Annotated in this window: 23 protein-coding genes and 1 tRNA gene; 12 read left to right on the top strand and 12 right to left on the bottom strand. The window is 60.4% G+C overall.

What is annotated here, in order from left to right; translation table 11 throughout:
- Positions 1-22: 22 nt before the first annotated feature.
- Both MUY21_RS13290 and mazG read right to left on the bottom strand, forming a co-directional pair.
- Positions 23-1,039, bottom strand: coding sequence for a Fe(3+) ABC transporter substrate-binding protein (locus MUY21_RS13290; protein WP_248410833.1), 1,017 nt, complete (start codon positions 1,037-1,039; stop codon positions 23-25).
- Positions 1,040-1,121: 82 nt separating this feature from the next.
- Positions 1,122-1,967 (bottom strand): nucleoside triphosphate pyrophosphohydrolase, encoded by an 846-nt coding sequence (gene mazG, locus MUY21_RS13285; protein ID WP_248410832.1) that lies wholly within the window; start codon positions 1,965-1,967, stop codon positions 1,122-1,124.
- Positions 1,968-2,021: 54 nt separating this feature from the next.
- Here mazG and MUY21_RS13280 point away from each other — a divergent pair, with 54 nt between their 5' ends.
- The 3 genes from MUY21_RS13280 to MUY21_RS13270 all read left to right on the top strand — a co-directional run bounded on the left by MUY21_RS13280 (position 2,022) and on the right by MUY21_RS13270 (position 4,880).
- Positions 2,022-3,185 carry a M20 aminoacylase family protein gene (locus tag MUY21_RS13280; RefSeq protein WP_248410831.1) on the top strand — a complete coding sequence of 388 codons (1,164 nt, stop codon included), beginning with the start codon at positions 2,022-2,024 and terminating at the stop codon, positions 3,183-3,185.
- 82 nt (positions 3,186-3,267) lie between these two features.
- Positions 3,268-4,230, top strand: a complete 963-nt coding sequence (gene speB / locus MUY21_RS13275; RefSeq protein ID WP_248410830.1) for an agmatinase — start codon at positions 3,268-3,270, stop codon at positions 4,228-4,230.
- A 197-nt stretch (positions 4,231-4,427) separates the two neighbouring features.
- On the top strand, positions 4,428-4,880 hold the full coding sequence (locus MUY21_RS13270) for a DUF1499 domain-containing protein (RefSeq protein ID WP_191285732.1): 453 nt from the start codon (positions 4,428-4,430) through the stop codon (positions 4,878-4,880).
- Here the strand turns inward: MUY21_RS13270 and MUY21_RS13265 are convergent.
- Complete coding sequence (locus MUY21_RS13265) at positions 4,877-5,125, bottom strand: hypothetical protein (RefSeq protein ID WP_248410829.1); 249 nt, start codon at positions 5,123-5,125, stop codon at positions 4,877-4,879. The genes MUY21_RS13270 and MUY21_RS13265 overlap by 4 nt on opposite strands.
- Before the next feature lie 133 nt (positions 5,126-5,258).
- Here MUY21_RS13265 and prfA point away from each other — a divergent pair, with 133 nt between their 5' ends.
- The 3 genes from prfA (at position 5,259) to MUY21_RS13250 (ending at position 7,988) form a co-directional block, all read left to right on the top strand.
- The gene (gene prfA / locus MUY21_RS13260; protein ID WP_248410828.1) at positions 5,259-6,314 is read left to right on the top strand and encodes a peptide chain release factor 1; all 1,056 of its coding nucleotides are present in this window, start codon (positions 5,259-5,261) and stop codon (positions 6,312-6,314) included.
- On the top strand, positions 6,311-7,171 hold the full coding sequence (prmC, locus tag MUY21_RS13255) for a peptide chain release factor N(5)-glutamine methyltransferase (RefSeq protein ID WP_248410827.1): 861 nt from the start codon (positions 6,311-6,313) through the stop codon (positions 7,169-7,171). The genes prfA and prmC overlap by 4 nt, the downstream gene beginning before the upstream one ends.
- 250 nt (positions 7,172-7,421) lie before the next feature.
- Positions 7,422-7,988 (top strand): DUF4167 domain-containing protein, encoded by a 567-nt coding sequence (locus MUY21_RS13250; RefSeq protein ID WP_248410826.1) that lies wholly within the window; start codon positions 7,422-7,424, stop codon positions 7,986-7,988.
- Positions 7,989-8,143: 155 nt separating this feature from the next.
- On the opposite strand, the gene gpt is transcribed toward MUY21_RS13250, so the two are convergent.
- Entirely contained in the window at positions 8,144-8,647 is a 504-nt protein-coding gene (gene gpt, locus MUY21_RS13245) for a xanthine phosphoribosyltransferase (RefSeq protein WP_191285736.1), read from the bottom strand.
- 12 nt (positions 8,648-8,659) lie between these two features.
- On the bottom strand, positions 8,660-9,478 hold the full coding sequence (gene fabI, locus MUY21_RS13240) for an enoyl-ACP reductase FabI (RefSeq protein WP_248410825.1): 819 nt from the start codon (positions 9,476-9,478) through the stop codon (positions 8,660-8,662).
- Positions 9,479-9,646: 168 nt separating this feature from the next.
- Between fabI and pdxH the strand changes: the two genes are divergently transcribed.
- From pdxH to MUY21_RS13210, 6 genes are all read left to right on the top strand, one after another.
- Positions 9,647-10,252, top strand: a complete 606-nt coding sequence (gene pdxH / locus MUY21_RS13235) for a pyridoxamine 5'-phosphate oxidase (protein WP_248410824.1) — start codon at positions 9,647-9,649, stop codon at positions 10,250-10,252.
- 114 nt (positions 10,253-10,366) lie between these two features.
- The gene (locus tag MUY21_RS13230; RefSeq protein WP_248410823.1) at positions 10,367-10,918 is read left to right on the top strand and encodes a cold shock domain-containing protein; all 552 of its coding nucleotides are present in this window, start codon (positions 10,367-10,369) and stop codon (positions 10,916-10,918) included.
- 46 nt (positions 10,919-10,964) lie between these two features.
- The gene (locus MUY21_RS13225) at positions 10,965-11,420 is read left to right on the top strand and encodes a DUF192 domain-containing protein (protein WP_248410822.1); all 456 of its coding nucleotides are present in this window, start codon (positions 10,965-10,967) and stop codon (positions 11,418-11,420) included.
- A gap of 79 nt (positions 11,421-11,499) precedes the next feature.
- A tRNA-Pro gene (locus tag MUY21_RS13220) sits at positions 11,500-11,576 on the top strand.
- A gap of 564 nt (positions 11,577-12,140) precedes the next feature.
- On the top strand, positions 12,141-15,848 hold the full coding sequence (locus tag MUY21_RS13215) for a vitamin B12-dependent ribonucleotide reductase (protein ID WP_248410821.1): 3,708 nt from the start codon (positions 12,141-12,143) through the stop codon (positions 15,846-15,848).
- A 404-nt stretch (positions 15,849-16,252) separates the two neighbouring features.
- Positions 16,253-16,585, top strand: a complete 333-nt coding sequence (locus tag MUY21_RS13210) for a hypothetical protein (protein ID WP_248410820.1) — start codon at positions 16,253-16,255, stop codon at positions 16,583-16,585.
- 96 nt (positions 16,586-16,681) lie between these two features.
- Here MUY21_RS13210 and ilvN read toward each other — a convergent pair whose 3' ends face one another.
- The 7 genes from ilvN to MUY21_RS13175 all read right to left on the bottom strand — a co-directional run bounded on the left by ilvN (position 16,682) and on the right by MUY21_RS13175 (position 22,832).
- Positions 16,682-17,248 (bottom strand): acetolactate synthase small subunit, encoded by a 567-nt coding sequence (ilvN, locus tag MUY21_RS13205; RefSeq protein ID WP_248410819.1) that lies wholly within the window; start codon positions 17,246-17,248, stop codon positions 16,682-16,684.
- A gap of 13 nt (positions 17,249-17,261) precedes the next feature.
- The gene (locus MUY21_RS13200) at positions 17,262-19,016 is read right to left on the bottom strand and encodes an acetolactate synthase 3 large subunit (RefSeq protein WP_248410818.1); all 1,755 of its coding nucleotides are present in this window, start codon (positions 19,014-19,016) and stop codon (positions 17,262-17,264) included.
- Positions 19,017-19,435: 419 nt separating this feature from the next.
- On the bottom strand, positions 19,436-20,287 hold the full coding sequence (locus MUY21_RS13195) for an arginyltransferase (RefSeq protein WP_248410817.1): 852 nt from the start codon (positions 20,285-20,287) through the stop codon (positions 19,436-19,438).
- 120 nt (positions 20,288-20,407) lie between these two features.
- Positions 20,408-20,896: an RDD family protein gene (locus tag MUY21_RS13190; RefSeq protein ID WP_248410816.1), complete on the bottom strand. Its 489-nt coding sequence runs from the start codon at positions 20,894-20,896 to the stop codon at positions 20,408-20,410.
- Between the two features lie 94 nt (positions 20,897-20,990).
- Positions 20,991-21,527: a DUF2852 domain-containing protein gene (locus MUY21_RS13185; protein ID WP_248410815.1), complete on the bottom strand. Its 537-nt coding sequence runs from the start codon at positions 21,525-21,527 to the stop codon at positions 20,991-20,993.
- 179 nt (positions 21,528-21,706) lie between these two features.
- The gene (locus tag MUY21_RS13180) at positions 21,707-22,237 is read right to left on the bottom strand and encodes a cytochrome b/b6 domain-containing protein (protein WP_248410814.1); all 531 of its coding nucleotides are present in this window, start codon (positions 22,235-22,237) and stop codon (positions 21,707-21,709) included.
- A gap of 115 nt (positions 22,238-22,352) precedes the next feature.
- Positions 22,353-22,832 (bottom strand): YbaK/EbsC family protein, encoded by a 480-nt coding sequence (locus MUY21_RS13175; RefSeq protein ID WP_248410813.1) that lies wholly within the window; start codon positions 22,830-22,832, stop codon positions 22,353-22,355.
- Positions 22,833-22,876 lie beyond the last annotated feature (44 nt).

Here is a 22,876-nt window from a genome sequence, read left to right as displayed (position 1 = left end):
ACGTTTTTATTCGTGATGACGATCAGCCGTCAAAATCAACCTCTTGCACCAGCTTCAGCGCGTCGGCGCGGTGACTGGCCACTTCCATCAGGTTGACGCCATCCGGTGTGAAGCTGCCCCAGCTTTTGACCAGGTCCACCGCTTCCGTGCCCGGCGCAATCGGGTATTCGAAGTTGTCAGCGGCATAGATTTCCTGCGCTTTGGGCGACGACAGGAACTCCATCAGCTTGATGGCGGCGTCCTTGTTCGGCGCGTGTTTTGCCAATGCAACACCCGACACGTTCACATGGGTGCCTGCGCCTTCAAAGACAGGGAATGTCACGTTCACGCTTTCAGCCCATGCCTTCTGTTCGGGATCGCTGAGCATCTTGCCCATGTAATAGGTGTTGCCGATCGCGATGTCGCATTCGCCGGCCCAGATCGCTTTGACCTGTGCGCGGTCGTTGCCCTGCGGTTTGCGGGCAAGGTTGGCTTTCACGCCTTCCAGCCATGTCTTGGCCTTTTCCGCACCGTGGTGCTGAATGTAGGCCGACACAAGCGCCAGCGTGTAGGCGTGGGTGCCCGAACGGGTGCAGATGCGGCCTTTCCACTTGGGATCGGCCAGATCTTCATAGGTGGTCACTTCGCCCTCGGCCACGCGCTCTTTCGAGGCATAGACGATGCGGGCGCGGGTGGTCAGGCCGAACCACTGGTTGCCGGGATCGCGGTATTCGGCAGGGATATTGGCGTTCAGCGTTTCGCTTTCCACCGGCTGGGTCAGACCGGCATCCACCACACCGGCAAGACGCGAAATGTCGACGGTGAAAATCAGGTCGGCGGGGCTGCGTTGGCCCTCGGCCTCCAGACGTTCGATCATGCCCTTGTTCAGGAAGGCGACATTGACAGCAATCCCGGTTTCTTCGGTAAAGGCATCGGTCAGCGGCTGGATCAGCTCGGGCTGACGATAGGAATAAACATTGACCTCATCGGCGCTGGCTGCGGCGGGGATCAGGGTTGCGGCCAGGATCGAGGCCGAGGCGAGTGTGCGAACTGTGTTCATCACGCGAGTCTCCTTCATTTCGTTGACGCGCTTAAACCTGAGTCTTTTGCTTGGGTCAATACCTGATTAAATCAATCGGAAATTAATTGCTGCCCGCCCGCTCTGCCCGTTTCTCGGCCTCCCAATGGGCGTCCATTTCGTCCAGCGTGGCCTGTTCAGGGCTGCGCCCTTCGGCGGCCAGACGCAATTCAATCCCGCGAAAGCGACGTTCAAACTTCGCATTGGCATGGCGCAGAGCTTCTTCCGGTTCGACATTCAGGTGACGTGCCAGATTGGCGACCACGAACAGCAAATCCCCGATTTCTTCTCGCAACTCGTCTGGTCCCAGCGTGTCGCGAGCCTCGGCCACCTCGTGCGCCTCCTCGGTGATCTTGTCCAGAACGGGGCCGATATCGGGCCAGTCAAACCCGACGCGGGCCGCGCGTTTTTGCAGCTTGACCGCGCGCAGAAGGGCAGGCAGGCCGATCGCGACACCGTCCAGTATCCCCTTCTGAGCTTTGCCCGCACGTTCCGCCGCCTTTATGGTCTCCCAATCGCGGGTCTGCTGTTCGGCGGATTTATCGCGCGATTCGTCGCCGAACACATGCGGGTGGCGCGCGACCATCTTGTCGGACATGGTGTCGGCCACCTCGTCAAATGTGAACATCCCGGCCTCTTCCGCCATCTGGGCATGAAACACCGATTGGAACAGCAGATCGCCCAACTCGCCCTTCAGCTCGTCCCACGCTTGACGCTCGATCGCATCGGCCACTTCATAGGCTTCCTCGATCGTGTAAGGCGCAATTGTGGCGAAGCTCTGTTCGATGTCCCAAGGGCACCCGTTTTGCGGATCGCGCAAGCGGCGCATGATCTCGCGCAGGCGATCCATCCCCCCTTGCGGGTTGTGAACCAGAGTGTCCGAGGGGGAAAGATCGTGCGTTTTGCTCATTGCATCATGGTCCAAATCAGGATTGTTTCGGTCCACCCTTGATAGGAGGAAGTCATGGCGATCATCAACCGCATTGGCGAATTTGCGGACGACATGAAAACATGGCGGCGGTATATCCATGCCCATCCCGAGCTGGGGCTGGAATGCCATAAAACCGCGGCTTATGTCGTCGAACACCTGCGCAGGTTCGGCGTGGACGAGATCTACGAGAAAATCGGTGTCTCAGGCGTTGTGGGAATCATCAACGGGCAGGGGAATGGGCCGACCGTTGGATTGCGCGCCGATATGGACGCCCTGCCGATGGACGAGGCGACGGGGCTGGATTATGCCTCGACCGTGCCGGGGCGAATGCATGCCTGCGGCCATGACGGGCACACCACCATGTTGCTGGGGGCCGCGCGCTATCTGGCGGAAACGCGGAACTTTCGGGGCCGCGTCGCGCTGATCTTCCAACCCGCCGAGGAAATCGACGGCGGTGCGAAATATATGTGCGACGAAGGGATGATGGAGCGGTTCGACATTGCCGAGGTCTATGCCCTGCACAACATGCCGGGGCATGAGGTGGGCACGTTCTACACCACGCCTGGCCCGATCATGGCGGCGGTCGATACGCTTCGGGTCAAGGTGACGGGCCGTGGCGGGCATGCAGCCTATCCACAAGATACAGTCGATCCGATCATGGCGGTCGTGTCGATGGTGCAGGCGGTGCAATCCATCGTCAGCCGCAACCTGTCGCCAATGGACAATCTGGTCGTCTCGGTCACGATGATCGGCGGCGGCACGGCGGACAACATCATCCCCGAGGACGCATGGTTCGCCGCCACCATCCGGTCCTTCACCCCCGAGGTACGCGAGATGGTCGAGCGCCGGTTGCGCGAGGTGATCAAGGGGCAGGCGGCCAGTTTTGGTGTGACGGCCGAGATTGACTATGAACTGGGCTATCCCCCCACGGTGAACGACCCTGCGGCGGTGGAAAAGGCTGCCGCTGTCGCGCGCGAGGTCAGTGGGGCGGACCGTGTTCAGGCCGATGAAGGGCGCGAGATGGGGGCCGAGGATTTCGCCTATATGCTGGAAGAACGCCCCGGTGCTTACCTGTTTCTGGGTCAGGGCAAGGATGGCGCGGGCGTCCATCACCCCGCCTATGATTTCAATGACGAGGCCGCGCCTTATGGGGCCAGTTTCTTTGCCCGCCTTGTCGAGCGGTTGAACCCAATCTAGCGTCACCACCCTGGATTTGATCAAATTATCTGGCCAGGCCGGGAAACCTGTGCTAACCGATCAGAAAACAGGAGTGGTCCCGATGGCATTGGAAGACGCAAAAACCCAGGTCGACACCGCCTTCACGCGCGATGGTTTCAAGGGGCTGGCCTTTGAAAACACCTTCGGCGGCGCGCTGTCTTTTCTGCGCCGCACCTATACCAAAGACCTGACAGGCGTCGACATCGCGGTCACGGGTATTCCTTTTGACCAGGCGGTCACAAACCGGCCCGGCACCCGCCTTGGTCCGCGCGCGATCCGCGAGGCCTCCTGCCTGCAATCACCCGATCAGGCCTATGGCTGGGATTTCGATGTGATGAGCGAATTTGCCATCGCCGACTATGGCGACATGCCGTTTGACTATGCGCATATCGACCAGTTCCCCGCGGCTCTGGAAGCGCATATCAGCGGCATTCTGGATCAGGGTGCCGCCTGTCTGACGCTGGGCGGGGACCACTACATCACCTTCCCGATCCTGCGCGCGCATGCGAAGAAACACGGGCCGCTGAGCCTGTTGCAGTTCGATGCGCACACGGATACCTGGGCCGACGATGACATGACCCGCGTGGATCACGGCACGATGTTCTACAAGGCGGTGAAAGAGGGGCTGATCGACCCCGCGCGTTCGGTTCAGGTGGGCATCCGCACCCATAATGCCGATACGATGGGCGTGAACATCATTGACGCGCGCGAGGTGCATGAAACCGGCCCCGCCGCCGTGGTCAATAAGATCAAGTCGATCCTGGGCGACAGCAAGACCTATCTGACCTTTGACATCGATGCGCTGGACCCGGCTTTTGCACCGGGCACGGGGACGCCGGTTTGGGGGGGGCTGACCTCGGCACAAGCGTCGATCATCCTGCGCGATCTTGCGGGGATCAACATTGTGGGCGGCGACGTGGTCGAAGTCTCGCCACCCTTTGACACGACGGGCGCCACCGCCATCGCGGGGGCGCATGTGGCGATGGAAATCCTGAACCTGTGGGCGACAACGCGACGCGGCTGACCGCCGTTAAGTGTCGCCGCGCACCTCTGACACACTTGCCGCGCGTCACGCCCGATTGCGTTGCCACATGACCATGTTCACCACCCGCCGCAAAACCCATGGCAGGATAAGGGTTGCGGCCCTTGTCCCGCTGATCTATCGCTAGCGTCAGTTGCTTTGTCACGATCCGCTGGGGGGCGGAGGGTTCGGGGGCGTGTGTGAATTATTTCGTTTCTGCATTTCTGGGTGTCCTTTTTCTGGCCGTTCTGGCGCTTGGCTGGGTGCGTCTTGCCCCGCTGCCATCCGAAAGGTTCTCGGCCCGCCCCGGTCCGGACAATCCCGGCACGCACCGGATGCCAGGTGGCGTCAAGTATGTGATCCCGCTCAGCATCTTGCCCGAAGGGGCGCTGGATCATCTGGCCTGGATCGCGCTGGAAACCCCGCGCACTCACATGAAGTATCAGGAAGACGACCTGTTCGCCGTTGTGACCCGGTCTCGCCGGATCGGCTTTCCCGACATCACGGTCGCCTGGGTCGCCGGGGACGCACTGCATATTCATGCCCATCTGGTTTATGGCAAAAGCGATATGGGCGTGAACGAGGCCCGTGTGGACGCATGGCTTGATCAGCTACGGCATCTTGACGACGACAATATCGACGACGAATTTTAAGGCGTGGGCAGGTTGGTGGGGGCATCGCTTTTGGGCAATGCCGAAGGACGCGCCACCTCTGCCGAGACACAGCCTTTGCCCGTGTCGCGCCAGATCGGCACATTCAGGCTCATCTCGCACCGGGCCATGAAGGCGCGACCACCGACGAACAGGCAAATGCTCTCGCCCAGCTCGACCCGGCTGCCGGATGTGTCGGTGCAATAGCAGTCAATGACCTTGCCCCCCGGCGTAGTGACATCCGCCATCACCGGGTCTGCGAACAGTCCGCCCGCGACGAAGATAAGGGGTAATATCCTGAACATACCCTAGGTTAGCACAAACGCAGCCCCTGACCAAACCCCCCTTGACCAAACCCCCGTGATAAGGGACACCGCGAAGATGGTTCCTATGGAAAAACTCTCGGCGATCACGGAACGGTTCGAGTTTCTGGAAGCCCGCATGGCCCAAGGCCTGTCGGGCGACGAGATTGCGCAGGTCGGGCGTGAATATGCCGAACTGAAACCGGTGGTCGAGGAAATCGCCGCCTATCGCCGCCTGTTGGATGACATTGCCGAGGCTGAGGCGATGCTGGACGACCCGGAGATGCGCGAACTGGCCGAGGAAGAACTGCCCGCATTGAAAGAACGGCTGCCCGAGGTCGAACAGGCCATGCGATTGGTCCTGTTGCCGAAGGACGCGGCCGACGCCCGCCCCGCGATGATCGAAATTCGTCCCGGCACGGGCGGGGACGAAGCCGGTCTGTTCGCCGCCGACCTTCTGCGGATGTATCAACGCTATGCCGAAGCACACGGCTGGAAATTCGAGATCATGGAGCAATCCCTTTCCGAACTTGGCGGCATCAAGGAGGTCGTGGCCCATGTAAAGGGCGAGGGCGTGTTTGCCCGTCTGAAATACGAAAGCGGGGTGCACCGGGTGCAACGCGTGCCGGAAACCGAAAGCGGCGGGCGCATTCACACCTCGGCCGCCACCGTCGCCGTGCTGCCCGAGGCCGAAGATGTGGACATCCAGATTAATCCGAACGATCTGCGCATTGACACAATGCGTTCGTCCGGTGCGGGTGGGCAGCATGTGAACACCACCGACAGTGCCGTGCGGATCACACACCTGCCGACCGGGATCGTCGTGACGAGTTCGGAAAAATCCCAGCACCGCAACCGCGAGATCGCGATGCAGGTCTTGAAAACGCGGCTGTTTGATCTGGAACGCCAGCGGGTCGATGAGGCGCGCGCCGCGGATCGAAAGGCGCAGGTGGGATCAGGCGACCGATCGGAGCGGATTCGCACCTACAACTTCCCACAAGGGCGCATGACGGATCACCGGATCAATCTGACGCTCTACAAGCTGGATCAGATCATCGCGGGCGATCTGGACGAGGTGATCGACGCCCTGATTGCCGAAGATCAAGCCGCACAACTGGCCGATATGGACGCATGACCACCGGCACCGCGTTACTGGTCGCTGCAACGCACCGGCTGAGGGCAGCCGGCGTTGATGACCCAGCCCGCGATGCGCGGGTGCTGCTGGCCCATGTTCTGGGTATTGATCGCAGCCGCCTGACGCTGGCGTTGCCGGACGAGGTGTCGCCGGATGACGCCTCGGCCTATGAACGCGCCATTGCCGCCCGCAGCCATCGCCAGCCGGTCGCCCAGATCATCGGCACGCGCGCGTTTTACGGACGGGACTTCACCGTGACGGGCGATGTGCTGGACCCGCGCCCGGACACCGAGCTTCTGGTCGATGCTGCCCTTACAGCGCCGTTTGTAACCGTGCTGGATCTTGGCACCGGATCGGGATGTATCCTTTTGACATTGCTGGCAGAACGGCCGGATGCGCTGGGGCAGGGGGGCGATCTTTCGGCCGCAGCCCTTGCGGTGGCAAAAGACAATGCGCGCGCATTGGGGGTCATCGACCGAACGACGTTTCACCAAGGGTCGTGGTTCGACCCGCTGCCGAATGGTGCACGTTTCGACCTGATCGTATCGAACCCGCCCTATATCTCGGAAACCGAGATGGCGGAACTGGCCCCTGAAGTCCGACACTGGGAGCCGCATCTAGCCCTGACCCCCGGTGGCGACGGGCTTGGGGCATATCGTCAGATCATCGCCCGCGCGCCAAAGCACTTGACCGAAGGCGGCCATCTGATGGTCGAGATCGGCGCGGGGCAAGGCGCGGCGGTGCGGGACCTGTTTCAGCAGGCCGGATTTGCCAAGGTTGAGGTTCTGAAAGACCTGTCCGGCCATGACCGCGTGGTGACCGGAAAGCGGCCCCCAAGGCCGATCAGACCGGCGTGAGCGGTGTGTTTCAGCCGATAAACCTGCCGAAACCCGGCAAATTTCCCCGTTTCGATCAGTTTTTGCCAGATAAGGCTTGTGTTTCGACGGCCCACGTGACAATCAGGATTTAGCAGTGTTGCAGTCCTTGTGACAGCCGCTGCTTGTAAGCCCTACAATTCGAACGATGGGACGCAGATTGGTGTCTGGTTCGAAAACACAGCACGGGAACTTTCCGTGCGATGGAAGCCAAAGCTGGAAAAACAAGCTGATGAGATCGCCGAAATCACGTTCGCGGAATAACAAGTCGAACCGAAACCGGAACAATCCGGGTAACATCATCAACCGCGTCTATGACAGTTCAGGCCCCGAAGGCAAAGTGCGCGGGACGCCTCAGCAGATCATCGACAAATACACCCAGTTGGCGCGCGACGCCTTCTTGTCGAACGACCGGGTGGCAGGTGAGAATTTTCAGCAGCATGCCGAACATTACACCCGCCTTCTGAGCGAAGCGCAGCGCGAAATGGAAGCCCGCCGGCAGCAATCCGAACAGCAAAACCGTGAACGCCAGCAACGCGAGAAAGAAGAGCGCGACGCCCGCGCCGAACGCAAATCACAGCAAGCCGCTGTGGGCGAGGGCGATCAGCCCGACATCGTCCCGCAGCCGGATGTGGTGGATGACAATTCAGAAAGCGGGCTGGTCGATACCCCCGAAAGCAAACCCAAGAAGGCCCCCACCCGGACCCGCAAACCCCGCAAGCCTGCTAAATCTGAAGCGCAAGGCACCAACGGTGGTGAGAGCGGCGGCACCCCGGATGCGCCCGAGGCGGCCGAATAAAACAAGCCAATCCGGCTTTGATGCACTGATAAAAAGCCCGGCCTGTGATGCAGCGCCGGGCTTTTCATGATCTTGGTACGCATGTCGCAAAAAAAGCCCCGCCAATTGGCGGGGCTTTCGGTGTCTGTTGCGTCGGGACGCTTACTCCGTGCCGCTTAATCCGTACCGCGATACGGTTCGACATATTGCAGCGCCATATCCCACGGGAAGAATATCCAGGTGTCCTGGCTGACCTCGGTGATGAAGGTGTCCACCAGCGGGCGGCCTTTGGGTTTGGCGTAGACGGTGGCGAAATGCGCTTTGGGATACATTTTGCGTACCAGTTCCAGTGTCTTGCCGGTGTCGACCAGATCGTCGATGATCAGAATGCCTTCGCCATCGCCCATCATCTCGGCATCCGGGGCTTTCAGAAGCTCGGCTTCGCCCTGTGACTGGTGGTGATAGGATTTGACCGATACGGTGTCGACGGTGCGGATGTCCAGCTCGCGTGCGACGATCATTGCCGGGGCCAGACCGCCGCGGGTGATCGCAACCACCGCGCGCCAGCCGGTGTCTTTCGGGCCCTGACCGTCCAACCGCCAGGCCAGTGCCCGGCTGTCGCGATGGATCTGATCCCAGCTGATGTGAAAGCCTTTTTCGTGGGGCAAGCGGTCGCTCATGTCGGATGCTCCTTATTTGCGACCAGTGGTCACGTCGATATCGGGGGCGTCAACCGCCTTCATGCCGACGACGTGATAGCCGCTGTCCACATGATGCGTTTCACCCGTGACGCCCGAGCCGAGGTCGGACAGAAGATACAGGGCCGAGTTGCCGACATCCTGAATGGTCACGTTGCGGCGCAGGGGCGAGTTCAGCTCGTTCCATTTCAGGATATAACGGAAATCACCGATGCCCGAAGCCGCGAGCGTCTTGATCGGACCGGCCGAGATCGAGTTCACGCGAATGCCGTCCTTGCCCAGATCCTCGGCCATGTACCGCACCGAGGCTTCAAGGGCAGCCTTGGCCACGCCCATCACGTTGTAATGCGGCATGACCTGTTCGGCGCCGTAATAGGTCAGCGTTAGAAGCGATCCGCCATCCGGCATCATATCCGCTGCGCGACGAGCGACGGCGGTGAAGGAATAGACCGAAATATCCATCGTCACACGGAAGTTTTCTGGGCTGGTATCGACATATCGTCCGCGAAGTTCATTTTTGTCCGAGAAACCAATGGCATGGACAACAAAGTCCAGTTTGCCCCATTTTTCCTTCAGCGTGTTGAACAACGTGTCGATGGAACCCTGATCGGCCACGTCACATTCCAGCACAAGATCCGACCCCAACTGGGCTGCCAGCGGATCGACGCGTTTTTTCAATGCTTCACCCTGATACGAGAACGCCAGTTTGGCCCCTGCGTCGGCACAGGCTTTCGCGATCCCCCAGGCGATGGACTTGTCATTTGCAAGTCCCATAATCAGGCCGCGTTTGCCCTTCATCAATTCGGTCGACATTCTGGTTCCCCGTCCCGAGATACTCCGTTATGCCCGTTTAGGCGATTGGTCCTGTCTCTTCAAGTCTGTGGCTGTGCCACCCTGCGGGGTTTGTAACACAGTTGGCACGGAACCGCGCAGGTCATATGTTTGGCCATATCGTTGATCGTGAACGGAAAGGAGGCCGGGATGGCGGAACGTGGCGGGATATTTGCGGGCGACGACCCTTTCGTGATCGCGCGCAACTGGCTGGCCGAAGCCGAGAAATCCGAACCCAACGACCCCAATGCCATCGCGCTGGCCACGGTTGATGCCGACGGGCTTCCGAACACGCGCATGGTGCTGTTGAAGGACATCGAAGACGATGCCTTTGTCTTTTACACGAACTACGGATCCGCCAAGGCGCAGGAGCTTGACGGCGCCGGCAAGGCTGCCTTCGTCATGCATTGGAAAAGCCTGCGTCGGCAAATCCGCGTGCGCGGTGTGATTGAACGCGAAGAGGGACCGCAGGCGGATGCCTATTACGCGTCCCGATCGCTGAAAAGCCGGCTGGGCGCTTGGGCGTCACATCAAAGTCAGCCACTGGCATCACGTGCCGCGCTGATGGCCGAGGTGGCGAAGGTGACCGCGACCCATGGCCCCAACCCGCCGCGCCCCCCGTTCTGGGGAGGATATCGCATCCGGCCAGTCGAAATCGAGTTCTGGGCCGACGGCGCGTTTCGCCTTCACGACCGGTTCCGCTGGCGCCGGAATCAAAAAAATGACTCGTGGTCAGTGGTAAGATTAAACCCTTAGAAAAATTGGGTTTTCGTGCTATACCTGCCTAAAAGTATAAGTGTTAAACACTTGCACCCGGAAATCAAAGGCCTCAATAGTATGGGCGGGGATGAGAATGATTTGAGGACAATTATGGCGCAAGGAAATGACGCGCATGATCCCGTCGTGCTGCGTGGCCAGGTTAAATGGTTTGATCCAAGCAAAGGGTTTGGGTTCGTGATCGCGGATGAAGGTGGGGCAGATATTCTGCTTCATGCCAATGTGTTGCGCAATTTCGGCCAAAGCTCTGTCGCGGACGGATCGGTGATCGAGATTTCGGTGCAATCGACCGAACGCGGGCGCCAGGCCGTCAACGTGTTGTCCATCGAACCGCCCGTGGGCGGGTCCGAACACCAGCTTGAAGAATTTGCCGAAGGTGCCGTCGATCCCGACAGCGTCGGCCCGCTGGAGCCTGCGCGGGTCAAATGGTTCGACAAGGCCAAGGGGTTCGGCTTTGCCAATGTGTTCGGACGCTCGGAAGACGTGTTCATCCATGTCGAAGTGTTGCGCCGGTCGGGTCTTGCCGATTTGCAACCGGGCGAAGCGATCGGCCTGCGCTCGGCGGCGGGCAAGCGGGGCTGCATGGCGGTCAGTGTCTCGTCCTGGGATGCGGCGACCGATCACACGCCATCTGACAGGGACTGACGTTCGCGCCATGTGGAAGCGGTTTTTGACATTCGGGGCGTCCGTGATGGGCGCCCTTCTTCTGTGCGCCCCGGTCCAGGCCCAGACCTGCGATCCGGGCCATGTGGACCTGCGCGGCGACTGGGGGCAGGCGCGTTTCTCGGTCGAGGTGGCCGACGACCCAGGCGAACGCGCCCTTGGTCTGATGAATCGTGACAGCCTGCCAGTGTCGCATGGCATGTTGTTCCTGTTCGAAACGCCCCAATCGGTCAGTTTCTGGATGAAAAACACGTTGATCCCGCTGGACATGCTGTTTTTGCAGGCTGATGGCACGGTGGCGCGCGTGCATTCGAATGCCGTTCCGCATGATCTGACCCCCATCCCCGGCGGGCCGGACATTCAGGCCGTGCTTGAGATCAATGGCGGTCTTGCACAGCGATTTGGCATCGAAGAAGGCACCGTGCTGCGTCATCCCGATCTGGACCAGTCGATTGCAGCATGGCCTTGCGCCCCGGCTGATTGACCGGACGGGGCGCGAAGATCGCTCCTGCTGTCAATTTGCCCTTTTCATCGTCCTGAACCCCCGTTAAGGAAGGGGCGTTCGGGGCGTAGCGCAGCCTGGTAGCGCGACGGTTTTGGGTACCGTAGGTCGCAAGTTCGAATCTTGCCGTCCCGACCATTTTTCCTTTCAAATGATCTCATCGTGATTCTGTTCGGAGTCGTCCGCCTCCCGTGTGGTGGTCATCCGGGATGTCGGAGAAAAAGGGGCGTCGGGTTGCGCACATATGCGGGCCGGTCCGAGGGTCGATTTGCCCGTTGCATTCAGGTGATGCTTTGCGTTTTGGCTTTAAGTCCGCCGCCCTGTTGCAAAAATCGGAAACCATCCACAGGGCGTGGCCTGCGAGGAATCAAGTGGTTAATCGGCGCTGTCTCAATCGCCGATCAAGGTCAACGCAAAAGAGTTGTGGATAGTCGGTAAGTTTTTGTTGACCTGTTGGGGTTCGATACGCCACCTTGTGCGTGCTGATCAACAAGCCACAACATATAGTGGCGGCAGGTTACAGCAGGACAGTGAAACACCAAACCTTGACCGACCGGTCGCACCAAGCCGGGGCCATTACATGTGTGCCCGGGGACGGGGGGTCTGTGCCTTTGATTGTCCTTTGTGGTCAGCGGAATTTGAAAGGGTGAAGGCGTGCCCAGACACGCACCACCACAGCGCACGAAGGACCGACGGGGCACAATGAAAATCGAACGCAAATTTACCAAGGCAGGCAAAGACGCTTATTCCGATCTGGATTTTGTCACCACAACATCCGAAATCCGCAACCCGGACGGCACTGTTGTGTTCAAACTGGACGCTTGCGAAGTGCCCGCGGATTGGAGCCAGGTCGCCTCGGACGTGATTGCGCAGAAATATTTCCGCAAGGCCGGTGTGCCCGCCGCGCTGAAGCGGGTGAAAGAAAAAGGCGTGCCGGAGTTCCTGTGGCGTTCCGTCCCCGATGAGAAAGCCTTGGCAGATATGCCGCAAAAGGACCGCTTCGGCGGTGAAACCTCGGCCAAGCAGGTGTTCGACCGTTTGGCAGGCGCGTGGACATATTGGGGCTGGAAGGGTGGATATTTCACCACCGAGGCGGACGCCAAGGCCTATTTCGACGAAATGCGCCACATGCTGGCCAGCCAGCGCGCCGCGCCGAACTCGCCCCAGTGGTTCAACACCGGCCTGCATTGGGCTTACGGCATCGACGGCCCGGCGCAAGGCCACTATTACGTCGATCACAAGACCCGCAAACTGACCAAATCCAAGTCGAGCTATGAGCATCCGCAGCCTCATGCGTGTTTCATCCAGTCCATCGGCGACGATCTGGTGGGTGACGGCGGCATCATGGACCTGTGGGTGCGTGAGGCGCGTCTGTTCAAATACGGCTCGGGTACCGGCACCAACTTCTCGTCGCTTCGTGCCGCAAACGAGCCGCTGTCGGGCGGTGGCAAATCCTCGGGCCTGATGGGCTTTCTGAAGATCGGCGACCGGGCTGCCGGTGCGATCAAGTCGGGCGGCACGACGCGCCGTGCGGCCAAGATGGTGATTGTGGACAGCGATCACCCGGACATTGAAGAATACATCAACTGGAAGGTCAAAGAGGAACAGAAAGTCGCCTCTCTGGTCGCGGGTTCGAAGATGCACGAAGAGCATCTGAACCACATCTTTGCCGCGATCCGCGCGTGGGACGGGGCCGAGGAAGATGCCTTTGACCCCAAGGTCAACGACACCCTGAAAGACGCCATTCGCGCCGCGAAAAAGGTTGCAATCCCCGAGGTTTACGTCAAGCGCGTGCTGGATTACGCCAAGCAGGGCTACGGCTCGATCGAGTTTCCGACCTATGACACCGACTGGGACTCAGAAGCCTACGCGACCGTATCGGGCCAGAACTCGAACAACTCGGTCCGCGTGACCGATGCGTATCTGAAGGCGGTCGAGGCCGATGCCGACTGGGAGCTTATCCGCCGTACCGATGGCTCGGTCGCCAAGACGATCAAGGCGCGCGACTTGTGGGACCAAATCGGTCACGCCGCCTGGGCCTGTGCCGACCCCGGCATCCAGTATCACGATACGGTCAACGCCTGGCACACCTGCCCGGAAGACGGCGAGATTCGCGGCTCGAACCCGTGCTCGGAATACATGTTCCTGGACGACACCGCCTGTAACCTGGCCTCGATGAACCTGCTGACCTTCCTCAAGGATGGCGAGTTCCAGGCCGAGGACTATATGCACGCCACGCGCCTGTGGACGATCACGCTGGAAATCTCGGTGATGATGGCGCAGTTCCCGTCGAAAGAGATTGCCGAGCGCAGCTATGTCTTCCGCACACTGGGTCTGGGCTATGCCAATATCGGCGGCCTGCTGATGAACATGGGCTACGGCTACGACTCGGCCGAGGGCCGGGCGATGTGTGGCGCGCTGACCGCGATCCTGTCGGGCGTGTCCTATGCGACATCGGCCGAGATGGCGGGTGAGTTGGGCGCGTTCGAAGGGTTCGAGCGCAACAAGGACCACATGCTGCGCGTCATCCGCAACCACCGGACGGCGGCGTATGGCGCGACCGAGGGCTATGAGAACCTTGAGATCAAACCGCTGGCGCTGGATCACGCCAACTGCCCTGACGCGAAGCTGGTCGATCTGGCGATGGGCGCATGGGACGAAGCCTTGGCGCTGGGTGAAAAGCACGGATATCGCAACGCGCAGGTGTCCGTGATTGCACCCACCGGCACCATCGGGCTGGTGATGGATTGCGACACCACGGGCATCGAGCCTGACTTCGCGCTGGTGAAGTTCAAGAAGCTGGCCGGGGGCGGGTATTTCAAGATCATCAACCGCTCGGTTCCCGCAGCCCTCGAAAAACTGGGCTATGCCTCGTCCGAGATCGAGGAAATCATCAGCTACGCCGTCGGTCACGGCACCCTTGGTAATGCACCGGGCATCAACCACACGACCCTGATCGGCCATGGCTTCGGCGAAAGCGAGATCGACAAGATCGAAGCAGCACTACCATCGGCCTTCGACATCCGGTTCGTGTTCAACCAGTGGACGTTGGGCGAGGAGTTCTGCACCAATGTTCTGGGTATTCCGGCGGAAAAGCTGAACAACCCCGATTTCAGCCTGCTCAGCCATCTGGGCTTCACCCGCAAGGATATCGACGCGGCGAACGATCACGTTTGCGGCACGATGACCCTGGAAGGTGCGCCGCATCTGAAAGAAGAGCATTACAACGTCTTCGACTGTGCCAACCCGTGCGGCAAGAAGGGCAAGCGTTTCCTGAGTGTTGACAGCCATATCTACATGATGGCCGCGGCGCAGAGCTTCATTTCCGGCGCGATCTCGAAAACCATCAACATGGCGAATGATGCCACGATCGAGGACTGCCAGAAGGCCTATGAACTGTCATGGTCGCTGGGCATCAAGGCCAATGCGCTCTATCGCGACGGCTCGAAACTCAGCCAGCCTTTGGCCGCTGCATTGGTTGAAGATGACGAAGAGGCCGAGGAAATCCTCGCGTCGGGTTCAACCCACGAAAAGGCGGTCACTCTGGCCGAGAAGATCATCGAAAAAGTGGTGATCAAAGAGGTATCGCGCGGCCGCGAGAAGCTGCCGGAGCGCCGCAAGGGCTATACGCAGAAAGCCATCGTCGGCGGGCACAAGGTTTACCTGCGCACTGGTGAATACGAAGACGGCAATCTGGGCGAGATTTTCATCGACATGCACAAGGAAGGGGCAGGCTTCCGCGCGATGATGAACAACTTCGCCATCGCGGTGTCCGTGGGCCTGCAATACGGTGTGCCGCTGGAAGAGTTCGTGGATGCCTTCACCTTCACCAAGTTCGAACCGGCGGGGATGGTCCAGGGCAACGATTCGATCAAGAACGCGACCTCGATCCTTGACTATATCTTCCGCGAACTGGCGGTGTCCTATCTGGACCGCACCGACCTGGCCCATGTGAAGCCCGAAGGCGCAAGCTTCGATGATCTGGGGCGCGGCGAAGAAGAAGGCGTGTCGAACGTGCAGGAAATCACTGAAACTGCGGCGTCCAAGTCCTTGGAAGTGTTGAAACAAATCAGCTCCACAGGTTACCTGCGCAAGCGCCTGCCGCAAGAGCTGGTGGTGCTGCAAGGCGGGGCCGAGGTTGGTGGGTCCGTGTTGACGGGAACCGATCCGGTCGGGGTGCTGAACACTTTGGTGCCAGAAACGGCAGGGGTGAAAACCACCGTTACCGAAACGCTGGTCAGCGAAACCGCAGTGTCGGCGGGCACGATCAACAAGATCGACGCGCGCACCAAGGCCAAGATGCAGGGCTACGAGGGCGACCCCTGCGGTGAATGCGGAAACTACACGCTGGTGCGCAACGGCACCTGCATGAAATGCAACACCTGCGGGTCGACCACGGGCTGTAGCTAAGACCATACCGGGCAGGGCGGTTGCGACCGCCAGCCCAAACGGACACGGGGCGGGTGCGCTCGCCCCCTGACGCGGATAAGGCCGCAGGCAAAAACTACCGGGCGGTATCAATCAAGAGCCTTATCAGCGAAACTGGGGTGCCCTTGGGCGCCCCTTTTTCTTTGTGGTCCGGCCTGCGCCGGGTCTTAAAAGACCGGGCATTGCACCACTGATTCCCGGCCCGGTCCAGGCGTGGCGGTGCAAAAGTTGACGTTACGGCACCAATCGGCGTCAAGCACCGGGATTGGGGCCTAAAAGAACCAAAAAAGGAAAAAATAGTTAAGGCTTTCTTGTCATGGGCGAAGATTTGCCCTGTTCCTGCCATATCCAGCCGGTAAAATATCCACCAGAAGTGGAGAAGAAAAATGTTGGGGATAATCCTATGGTACAACGCCGATAAGAGCGTTGGCATGGTCTGGTGCGAGGATCAGGGACCGCTGGCGTTCATCGGTCCCGAGATTGTCGCGCCAGAGGGCGTTGGCAAACTGCAACGCGGTTCGCAGATCTGGTTCGATTTTGACGAGGCAAATGGCTTTCGCATGGTCAGCCGCATCGAAGCGGTCGGCGTGATCATGGGCGGGATCGACCCGGCCCAGGTGCTGAGCAGCTTCGGCAGGTCGGAACAGGACGGGCAGGATCCGGACCGGGCAGAGTTCGACGGGGCAGAGACGCGGCCCGCCCTGCGCGTCGTCGCCTGATCAGGCACGGGAAGGGCAGATCCTGCCGGTTTACTGATGAATAAACAAAACGCCCGCCATTCGACGTGGCGGGCGCTATTGGCGTGACGCTTGCGACTATCCGGTTGCGCCACGCGACAGGGCGGCCACGCCGGTGCGGGCCACCTCGATCAGGCCCAGAGGGCGCATCAGCTCGGCAAAGGCCGAGATTTTCTCGGTCGTGCCGGTGATTTCAAACACAAAACTGTCCAGCGTCGAATCCACCACATTGGCGCGGAAAATGTCGGCGAGGCGCAGCGCCTCGACCCGTCTGTCGCCCGCGCCTTCCACCTTGAACAAAGCCAGTTCACGCTCCACGGCGGGGCCTTCGACGGTCAGGTCATGCACGTCGTGAACGGGCACGATCCGGCCCAGTTGCGCCTTGATCTGCTCGATCACGGCGGGCGTGCCGGTGGTCACGATGGTGATGCGTGACAGGTGGCCCAGATGGTCGACCTCGGCCACGGTCAGGCTTTCGATGTTGTACCCCCGGCCGGAAAACAACCCGATGACGCGGGCCAGAACGCCTGCCTCGTTGTCGACCACGATGGCCAGCGTGTGGCGTTCGATCACGTCGGAATTGGGATCGCGCAGGTCATAAGCCGATTTGCGTGACGAGCCTTTTTTGATCTTCAGTGCAGACATTTACAGACCCTCCTTAAACCAGCGTTGCGCCCGAGGAGCCGATGACGCCCTGCGTCTCGGCTTCGCCCAGAAGCATCTTGTTATGCGGCTCGCCCGACGGGATCATCGGGAAGCAGTTGGCGTGTTTTTCAACCAGAACATCCAAAATGTAAGGACCGTCGTAGTCGATCATTTCCTGAATGGCGTCATCCAGTTCGGCCGGATCGGACACCTGCCGGCCCTTGCAGCCAAACGCTTCGGCCAGTTTCACGAAATCGGGCAGGCTTTCCGACCAGCTGTGGCTGTAGCGTTCGCCGTGCAGAAGCTCCTGCCACTGGCGCACCATGCCCAGCCGTTCATTGTTCAGGATGAACTGCTTGATCGGTGCGCGGAACTGCACGGCGGTGCCCATCTCCTGCATGTTCATCAGCCAGCTTGCATCCCCCGCCACGTTGATCACCAGCGCATCCGGATGCGCAATTTGTGCGCCCAGCGATGCGGGCAGGCCATAGCCCATCGTGCCAAGCCCCCCCGAGGTCAGCCAGCGGTTGGGGTCGTTGAAGCCCAGGAACTGCGCGGCCCACATCTGGTGCTGGCCCACTTCGGTGGCGACATAGCGGTCCTTGTCGCGGGTCAGCGCCTCAAGCCGTTCCATCGCATATTGCGGCTGGATGACCTTGTCGTCCGGCTGATAGGCCAGGCAATCGCGCCCGCGCCATTCCTCGATCTTGGCGGTCCAGTTTTTCAGCGCTTCGCCATTGGTCTTGCGGCCGCGGGCTTTCCAGATTTTCAGCATGTCTTCAAGCACATGGCCCACATCGCCGATGATCGGGATGTCCACGTGGATCACCTTGTTGATCGAGCTGGGGTCAATGTCGATATGGGCCTTTTTAGACCCCGGGCTGAAGGCGTCGATTCGCCCGGTGATCCGGTCGTCAAACCGCGCGCCGACGCAGATCATCAGGTCGCAGTCATGCATCGCCATGTTGGCCTCATACAGCCCGTGCATGCCCAACATGCCCAGCCAGTGTTCGCCACCAGCGGGATAGGCACCCAACCCCATCAGGGTCGAGGTGATGGGAAATCCGGTGGCATCCACAAGCTCGCGCAGCAACTGGCAGGCCTCGGGCCCCGAGTTGATGACGCCGCCACCGGTATAGAAAATCGGCCGTTTGGCGGTTTCCATCGCGGCCACCAGATCGGTGATGGCGTCAGTATCCCCGCGCAGTTGCGGTGCATAGTGACTTGTTTCGACCTTCGCGGGCGGGGTGTAGTCCCCTGTCGCAAACTGCACGTCTTTCGGAATATCCACCAGCGTCGGCCCCGGACGACCGGCCGTCGCCACGTGGAACGCCTCGTGGATCACGGCAGACAGTTTGTCCGTTTCCTTCACCAGCCAGTTGTGTTTGGTGCAGGGGCGGGTGATGCCGACCGTGTCCGCCTCCTGAAACCCGTCGGTGCCGATCATGAAGGTCGGCACCTGCCCGGTCAGGACCACGATGGGAATGGAATCCAGCAGCGCATCGGTCAGACCCGTCACTGCGTTGGTCGCGCCGGGGCCGGAGGTCACGAGCACCACGCCGGGCTTGCCGGTTGACCGCGCATAGCCTTCGGCGGCGTGCACCGCGCCCTGTTCGTGACGCACCAGAATGTGGCGGATGTCGTTTTGCTGGAAAATCTCGTCATAGATCGGCAGGACAGCGCCCCCCGGATAGCCGAATACTGTGTCGACACCCTGATCCTTCAGGGCTTGCACCACCATTTTCGCTCCGGTCATCTGACGTGTCATCACTCTCTCCGTTCCACGTGCGTTCTTCACAAAAAAGCCCCCGATTTTCGGGGGCGCATGGGGATCCAATATGGTTCCGTTACCGGCCCATGCGCCATTTTCTTACAAGGACGAGGACGCTGCGCATCGCAACATATTCCCTGGCTGTGCCCCCCGGTTGCGCGGTGGGGCGGTTTGACAATATGGGCGCGACATTATGAGGGGGGGTGAAGGGCGTCAACCGTGAAAAGGACGAATAAAGTGTCGCAGGTTGGAAAAAATTGTAATTTTAGGACGTTTCTGATCAGTGTGGCGCAACTTTTGGAAAATCGTGGCCGGTCCGACGCATGAGGTGGCGGTCGTCAGGCCGGGTTCGGACGGGGTTTGCGGCTGGTTTGCGGATTTGGCGGCGCGCATGGACGCGCGGGCGGGGGTGTCCGTCAGCCGCTGCCGGATTTTGCGGTGTCCGGCAGGGTAATCCCGGCCACCTGTTCGGCGATCGGGTCGGTTGAGAGCGGATGCAGCTCCGCGCTGTAATCCTCGTCTCCCCTGAGCGGCGTCCATTGGCCCCGGCGATAAATCTCCAGCGCCGAAAAGCGGGCCTTGTAATCCATCTTGGGGCTGCCCGGCACCCAATAGCCAAGATAGACATAGGGCAGGCCAGCCTCGCGCGCGATCTGGATGTGATCCAGGATCATATGCGTACCAAGCGAAGTTCTGGTGCGATCGGGGTCATAAAAGGAATAGACCATCGACAAGCCGTCATCCAGCACATCGGTCAGGCAGACGGCGCGCAGGGGGCCGGTGGGTTCGTCACCCGGGGCCTGATCGGCACCACGCTCGGCATATTCGATCACCCGGCTTTTGATCGGCGTTTCCTCGATCATTGCGGCAAATTCGAACACATCCATATCGGCCATGCCGCCATCGGCATGGCGCGTGTCCAGATAGCGGCGGAACAGCTCATACTGGTCTTCGCTGGCCCAGGGCGCGCGGGCGCGGCGTTCCAGATCGTCATTGCGCTTCATCGTGCGGCGCTGGCCTTTTGTGGGCACGAAATCCGCCACCCGGATACGCGCCGACAGGCAGGCCGAACATTCGGCGCAAGACGGGCGATAGAGCACGTTCTGCGACCGGCGAAAGCCTTGCTTGGACAGGGTGTCATTCAGGGTATTTGCATGTTCGCCCTGCAGGGCGGTGAACAACTTGCGTTCCATCCGGCCATCCAGGTAGGGACATTCCTGCGGCGCGGTGACGTAGAACTGGGGTGCGAGCGGTAAAGTATGTCGCATGACACTTTCAAGATTGTTCAAGTGTTCAAAAGTTAGCCCGGAGAACCTGATCCGGCAAGTCCCCGGCGCGCATAAGGTAAATGGCACGCGCCGGGGCGCCTCAGAAGAACTGACCCGGAGTCAGCGTCCGGCGGCGCGGTTGACGGCTGCGGTGCCCAGCATCATGTCGACCAGGCTTTGTCCGCGCGGTGTGGTGCACATCATCACGATGGAAATCAGTTGCACGACAAAGGTCGACATCGACACGAAGTAGCCCAGTGTGTGCAGCGCGGCCGTGGTGCGGTCGAACCGTTCGCCGCGATGGGTGCGCAGCTCAATCGCGGTCAGGCGCATGCCCAGCGTCGCCGATGCGTTCGACAAGGTTGTCACGCGATAGACGAAGCTGACCGCCAGATAGATCAGCCCCCAGAGGAAAAAGCCGATGCCGAAGGTCAGAAGGCTGATCAGCACGCAGAGCGCGGCAATCAGCACCACGTCGATCAGCCAGGCAAACAGGCGCTTCAGGGTGACATCGGCGTAGAACTCGGCCTGGGTGACGGGATCGGGCAGACCCCAATAGGGACGGCGACCGTGGTCATTGCGATGATCGGCATGAGAATAGTCAGACATGGTCGGTCCTGTGTGCTTGCGTCTGTCGGCAGACACCCGGCCCAAATTCAGGGGCCGGGCGGGGTTGTCACCTATGTAAGTGCCAGCGGTCGATTTACGACTTTTTCTTTTTCTTGTCGCGGGCGGGTTCGTCCAGCACCTCGACATCGTCCATTTCGGCGTCGGCATAGTCGTCGGCGAAGTCGTCGTCATATGCCTCGTCGCGGGTGGCCTTGGCGGCATTTGCCCGTTCTTCCATGAACTGGTCGAACTCGGATTTGTCCTTGGCGGCGCGCAGGCGTTCCAGGAAGGCTTCGAATGCCTCCTGCTCGCTCATCAACCGGCGCAGGGTTTCCGCCTTGTAGGCATCGAACGCGGTGTTGCCCGAGGACGAGAAACCGTGGCGGCGTGCATAGCGCGCGTCTTTCCAGGCGGTCGAGTCGGTGGAACGGCTGTGGCTGCATTTCGAAAACATGCGTTTGCTCCAGATCATATAGGCAAGAAGGGCCAGCCCGATGGGCCAGAAGAAGATGAAGCTGATGACCATGACCGCGATCCAAGCGCCTTTGCCGCGCTCGTCCAGCCATGCTTCGCTTCGCGAAAACCAGCCGCGCGGGGCGGCGGGGAAGTCGGTTTGAGCGGCGGTGTTCATGTCAGGTCTCCGTTGTTGGCGTTGAATGTGAATGTCTTTCACATGACTAGGATGTGGGTATTTCTGTCCCGCCATCAAGGGTTAATGTGAAACTTTTTTACATTATTTGACCAAAGCATTGAGATGAAACGAAAAAAGCCGCCGAAAATCGACGGCTTCTTGCAGAGGTTTCAAGCAAGTTAGCCGCGCGGACCGAACCACATGCGACGGATCAGCCCGTCTTTCAGCACGAACTGATGATACAGCCAGCCTGCGATATGGGCCAGGATCGTCAGGGCCAGCAGGGTGGCAATGATCCCGTGCACCGCGCGTGGGGCCAGGTCATTGAAGGTCTCGGGCAGGGGGTCGCCCGATCCGCCGAACACGATGGCGGGCAGCCCGGCGGTGATCGAGATCCCGATCCCGCTGGCCACCATCAGCAATACCAGCACATACAGCCCCCAATGCGCCGCGCGTGCGCCGGTGTTCAAAAGGGCGTTGCCTGCGTCCGCCTTGGGCGGGTGCGGCGTTTTCAACCGCGTGACCAACCGCACCAGCATCAGCGCGCCGATCACCAGCCCGACCGTCATATGAGCGCGCAGGCTGAACATCTTGTCGGGATTGTCATTGGGCAGGGCGGCCAGCACCTGACTGCCCATGATCAGGGCACCGATGACAAGCCCGGCAAGGATCCAGTGCAGGGCAACCAATAGGGGGTGATAACGGGTCATGATGGCCTCCGATTCATAAAGGTATGCGGCGTATCATAGATACAGGTGCACGATGGGCAAGCTAAAACTTGCAAATGCAAGTAACTGTATTTGCCGCCGCAGGACGGGCAGGGGGTCAGCCCCGGCGCGCGACGAAATCGCCCTTGATGGCAGAGGCGGCCGCGATCAGTGAAAGGGGCGGGGCGGGAAAGACATGGCGCGGGGTGCCGGCCGCCGCCCAGACCGTGTCAAAGGCCAACAGTCGCGGGTCATAAAACGCCTGTACGGCTTGCATCAGCCCGACAGGCGACACGCCCCCGATCGCAAAGCCGGTCTCGGCGCGGATCAGACGGGCATCTGCCTTGCCCAACGGCTCGCCCGCCAGCGCCGAGGCTTTCGCCGCATCCACCTGATTGCCGCCCGCGGTCAAAAACAGGACCACATGGCCGCTGTCTTCGCCGCGAAAGATGATCGACTTGGCAATCTGGTCAAGCTCGCAGCCAACCGCGCGGGCGGCATCGGCTGCGGTGCGGGTGCCGTCCGACATCTCGCGCACGTCCGTGTCGATCCCAAGGTCGACAAGCGCCTGTTTCACGCGCTTCAGGCTTTTTGACATGTGATTGGACCTCGTGTTGATGTGGTGTCCGGCCACGTTATCTA

It is taken from the genome of Aliiroseovarius sp. S2029, assembly GCF_023195575.1.
Lineage (GTDB): Bacteria > Pseudomonadota > Alphaproteobacteria > Rhodobacterales > Rhodobacteraceae > Aliiroseovarius > Aliiroseovarius zhejiangensis.
The sequence above is the reverse complement of the archived record's forward strand: the minus strand, read 5'-3'. Positions and strand labels throughout refer to the sequence as shown.

Coding starts and splice junctions, on each gene's coding strand:
- MUY21_RS13290 (WP_248410833.1), bottom strand. CDS start 1,039: ATGAACACAGTTCGCACACTCGCCTCGGCCTCGATCCTGGCCGCAACC.
- mazG (WP_248410832.1), bottom strand. CDS start 1,967: ATGAGCAAAACGCACGATCTTTCCCCCTCGGACACTCTGGTTCACAAC.
- MUY21_RS13280 (WP_248410831.1), top strand. CDS start 2,022: ATGGCGATCATCAACCGCATTGGCGAATTTGCGGACGACATGAAAACA.
- speB (WP_248410830.1), top strand. CDS start 3,268: ATGGCATTGGAAGACGCAAAAACCCAGGTCGACACCGCCTTCACGCGC.
- MUY21_RS13265 (WP_248410829.1), bottom strand. CDS start 5,125: ATGGCGGATGTCACTACGCCGGGGGGCAAGGTCATTGACTGCTATTGC.
- prfA (WP_248410828.1), top strand. CDS start 5,259: ATGGTTCCTATGGAAAAACTCTCGGCGATCACGGAACGGTTCGAGTTT.
- prmC (WP_248410827.1), top strand. CDS start 6,311: ATGACCACCGGCACCGCGTTACTGGTCGCTGCAACGCACCGGCTGAGG.
- MUY21_RS13250 (WP_248410826.1), top strand. CDS start 7,422: ATGAGATCGCCGAAATCACGTTCGCGGAATAACAAGTCGAACCGAAAC.
- gpt (WP_191285736.1), bottom strand. CDS start 8,647: ATGAGCGACCGCTTGCCCCACGAAAAAGGCTTTCACATCAGCTGGGAT.
- fabI (WP_248410825.1), bottom strand. CDS start 9,478: ATGTCGACCGAATTGATGAAGGGCAAACGCGGCCTGATTATGGGACTT.
- pdxH (WP_248410824.1), top strand. CDS start 9,647: ATGGCGGAACGTGGCGGGATATTTGCGGGCGACGACCCTTTCGTGATC.
- MUY21_RS13230 (WP_248410823.1), top strand. CDS start 10,367: ATGGCGCAAGGAAATGACGCGCATGATCCCGTCGTGCTGCGTGGCCAG.
- MUY21_RS13225 (WP_248410822.1), top strand. CDS start 10,965: ATGGGCGCCCTTCTTCTGTGCGCCCCGGTCCAGGCCCAGACCTGCGAT.
- MUY21_RS13215 (WP_248410821.1), top strand. CDS start 12,141: ATGAAAATCGAACGCAAATTTACCAAGGCAGGCAAAGACGCTTATTCC.
- MUY21_RS13210 (WP_248410820.1), top strand. CDS start 16,253: ATGTTGGGGATAATCCTATGGTACAACGCCGATAAGAGCGTTGGCATG.
- ilvN (WP_248410819.1), bottom strand. CDS start 17,248: ATGTCTGCACTGAAGATCAAAAAAGGCTCGTCACGCAAATCGGCTTAT.
- MUY21_RS13200 (WP_248410818.1), bottom strand. CDS start 19,016: ATGACACGTCAGATGACCGGAGCGAAAATGGTGGTGCAAGCCCTGAAG.
- MUY21_RS13195 (WP_248410817.1), bottom strand. CDS start 20,287: ATGCGACATACTTTACCGCTCGCACCCCAGTTCTACGTCACCGCGCCG.
- MUY21_RS13190 (WP_248410816.1), bottom strand. CDS start 20,896: ATGTCTGACTATTCTCATGCCGATCATCGCAATGACCACGGTCGCCGT.
- MUY21_RS13185 (WP_248410815.1), bottom strand. CDS start 21,527: ATGAACACCGCCGCTCAAACCGACTTCCCCGCCGCCCCGCGCGGCTGG.
- MUY21_RS13180 (WP_248410814.1), bottom strand. CDS start 22,237: ATGACCCGTTATCACCCCCTATTGGTTGCCCTGCACTGGATCCTTGCC.
- MUY21_RS13175 (WP_248410813.1), bottom strand. CDS start 22,832: ATGTCAAAAAGCCTGAAGCGCGTGAAACAGGCGCTTGTCGACCTTGGG.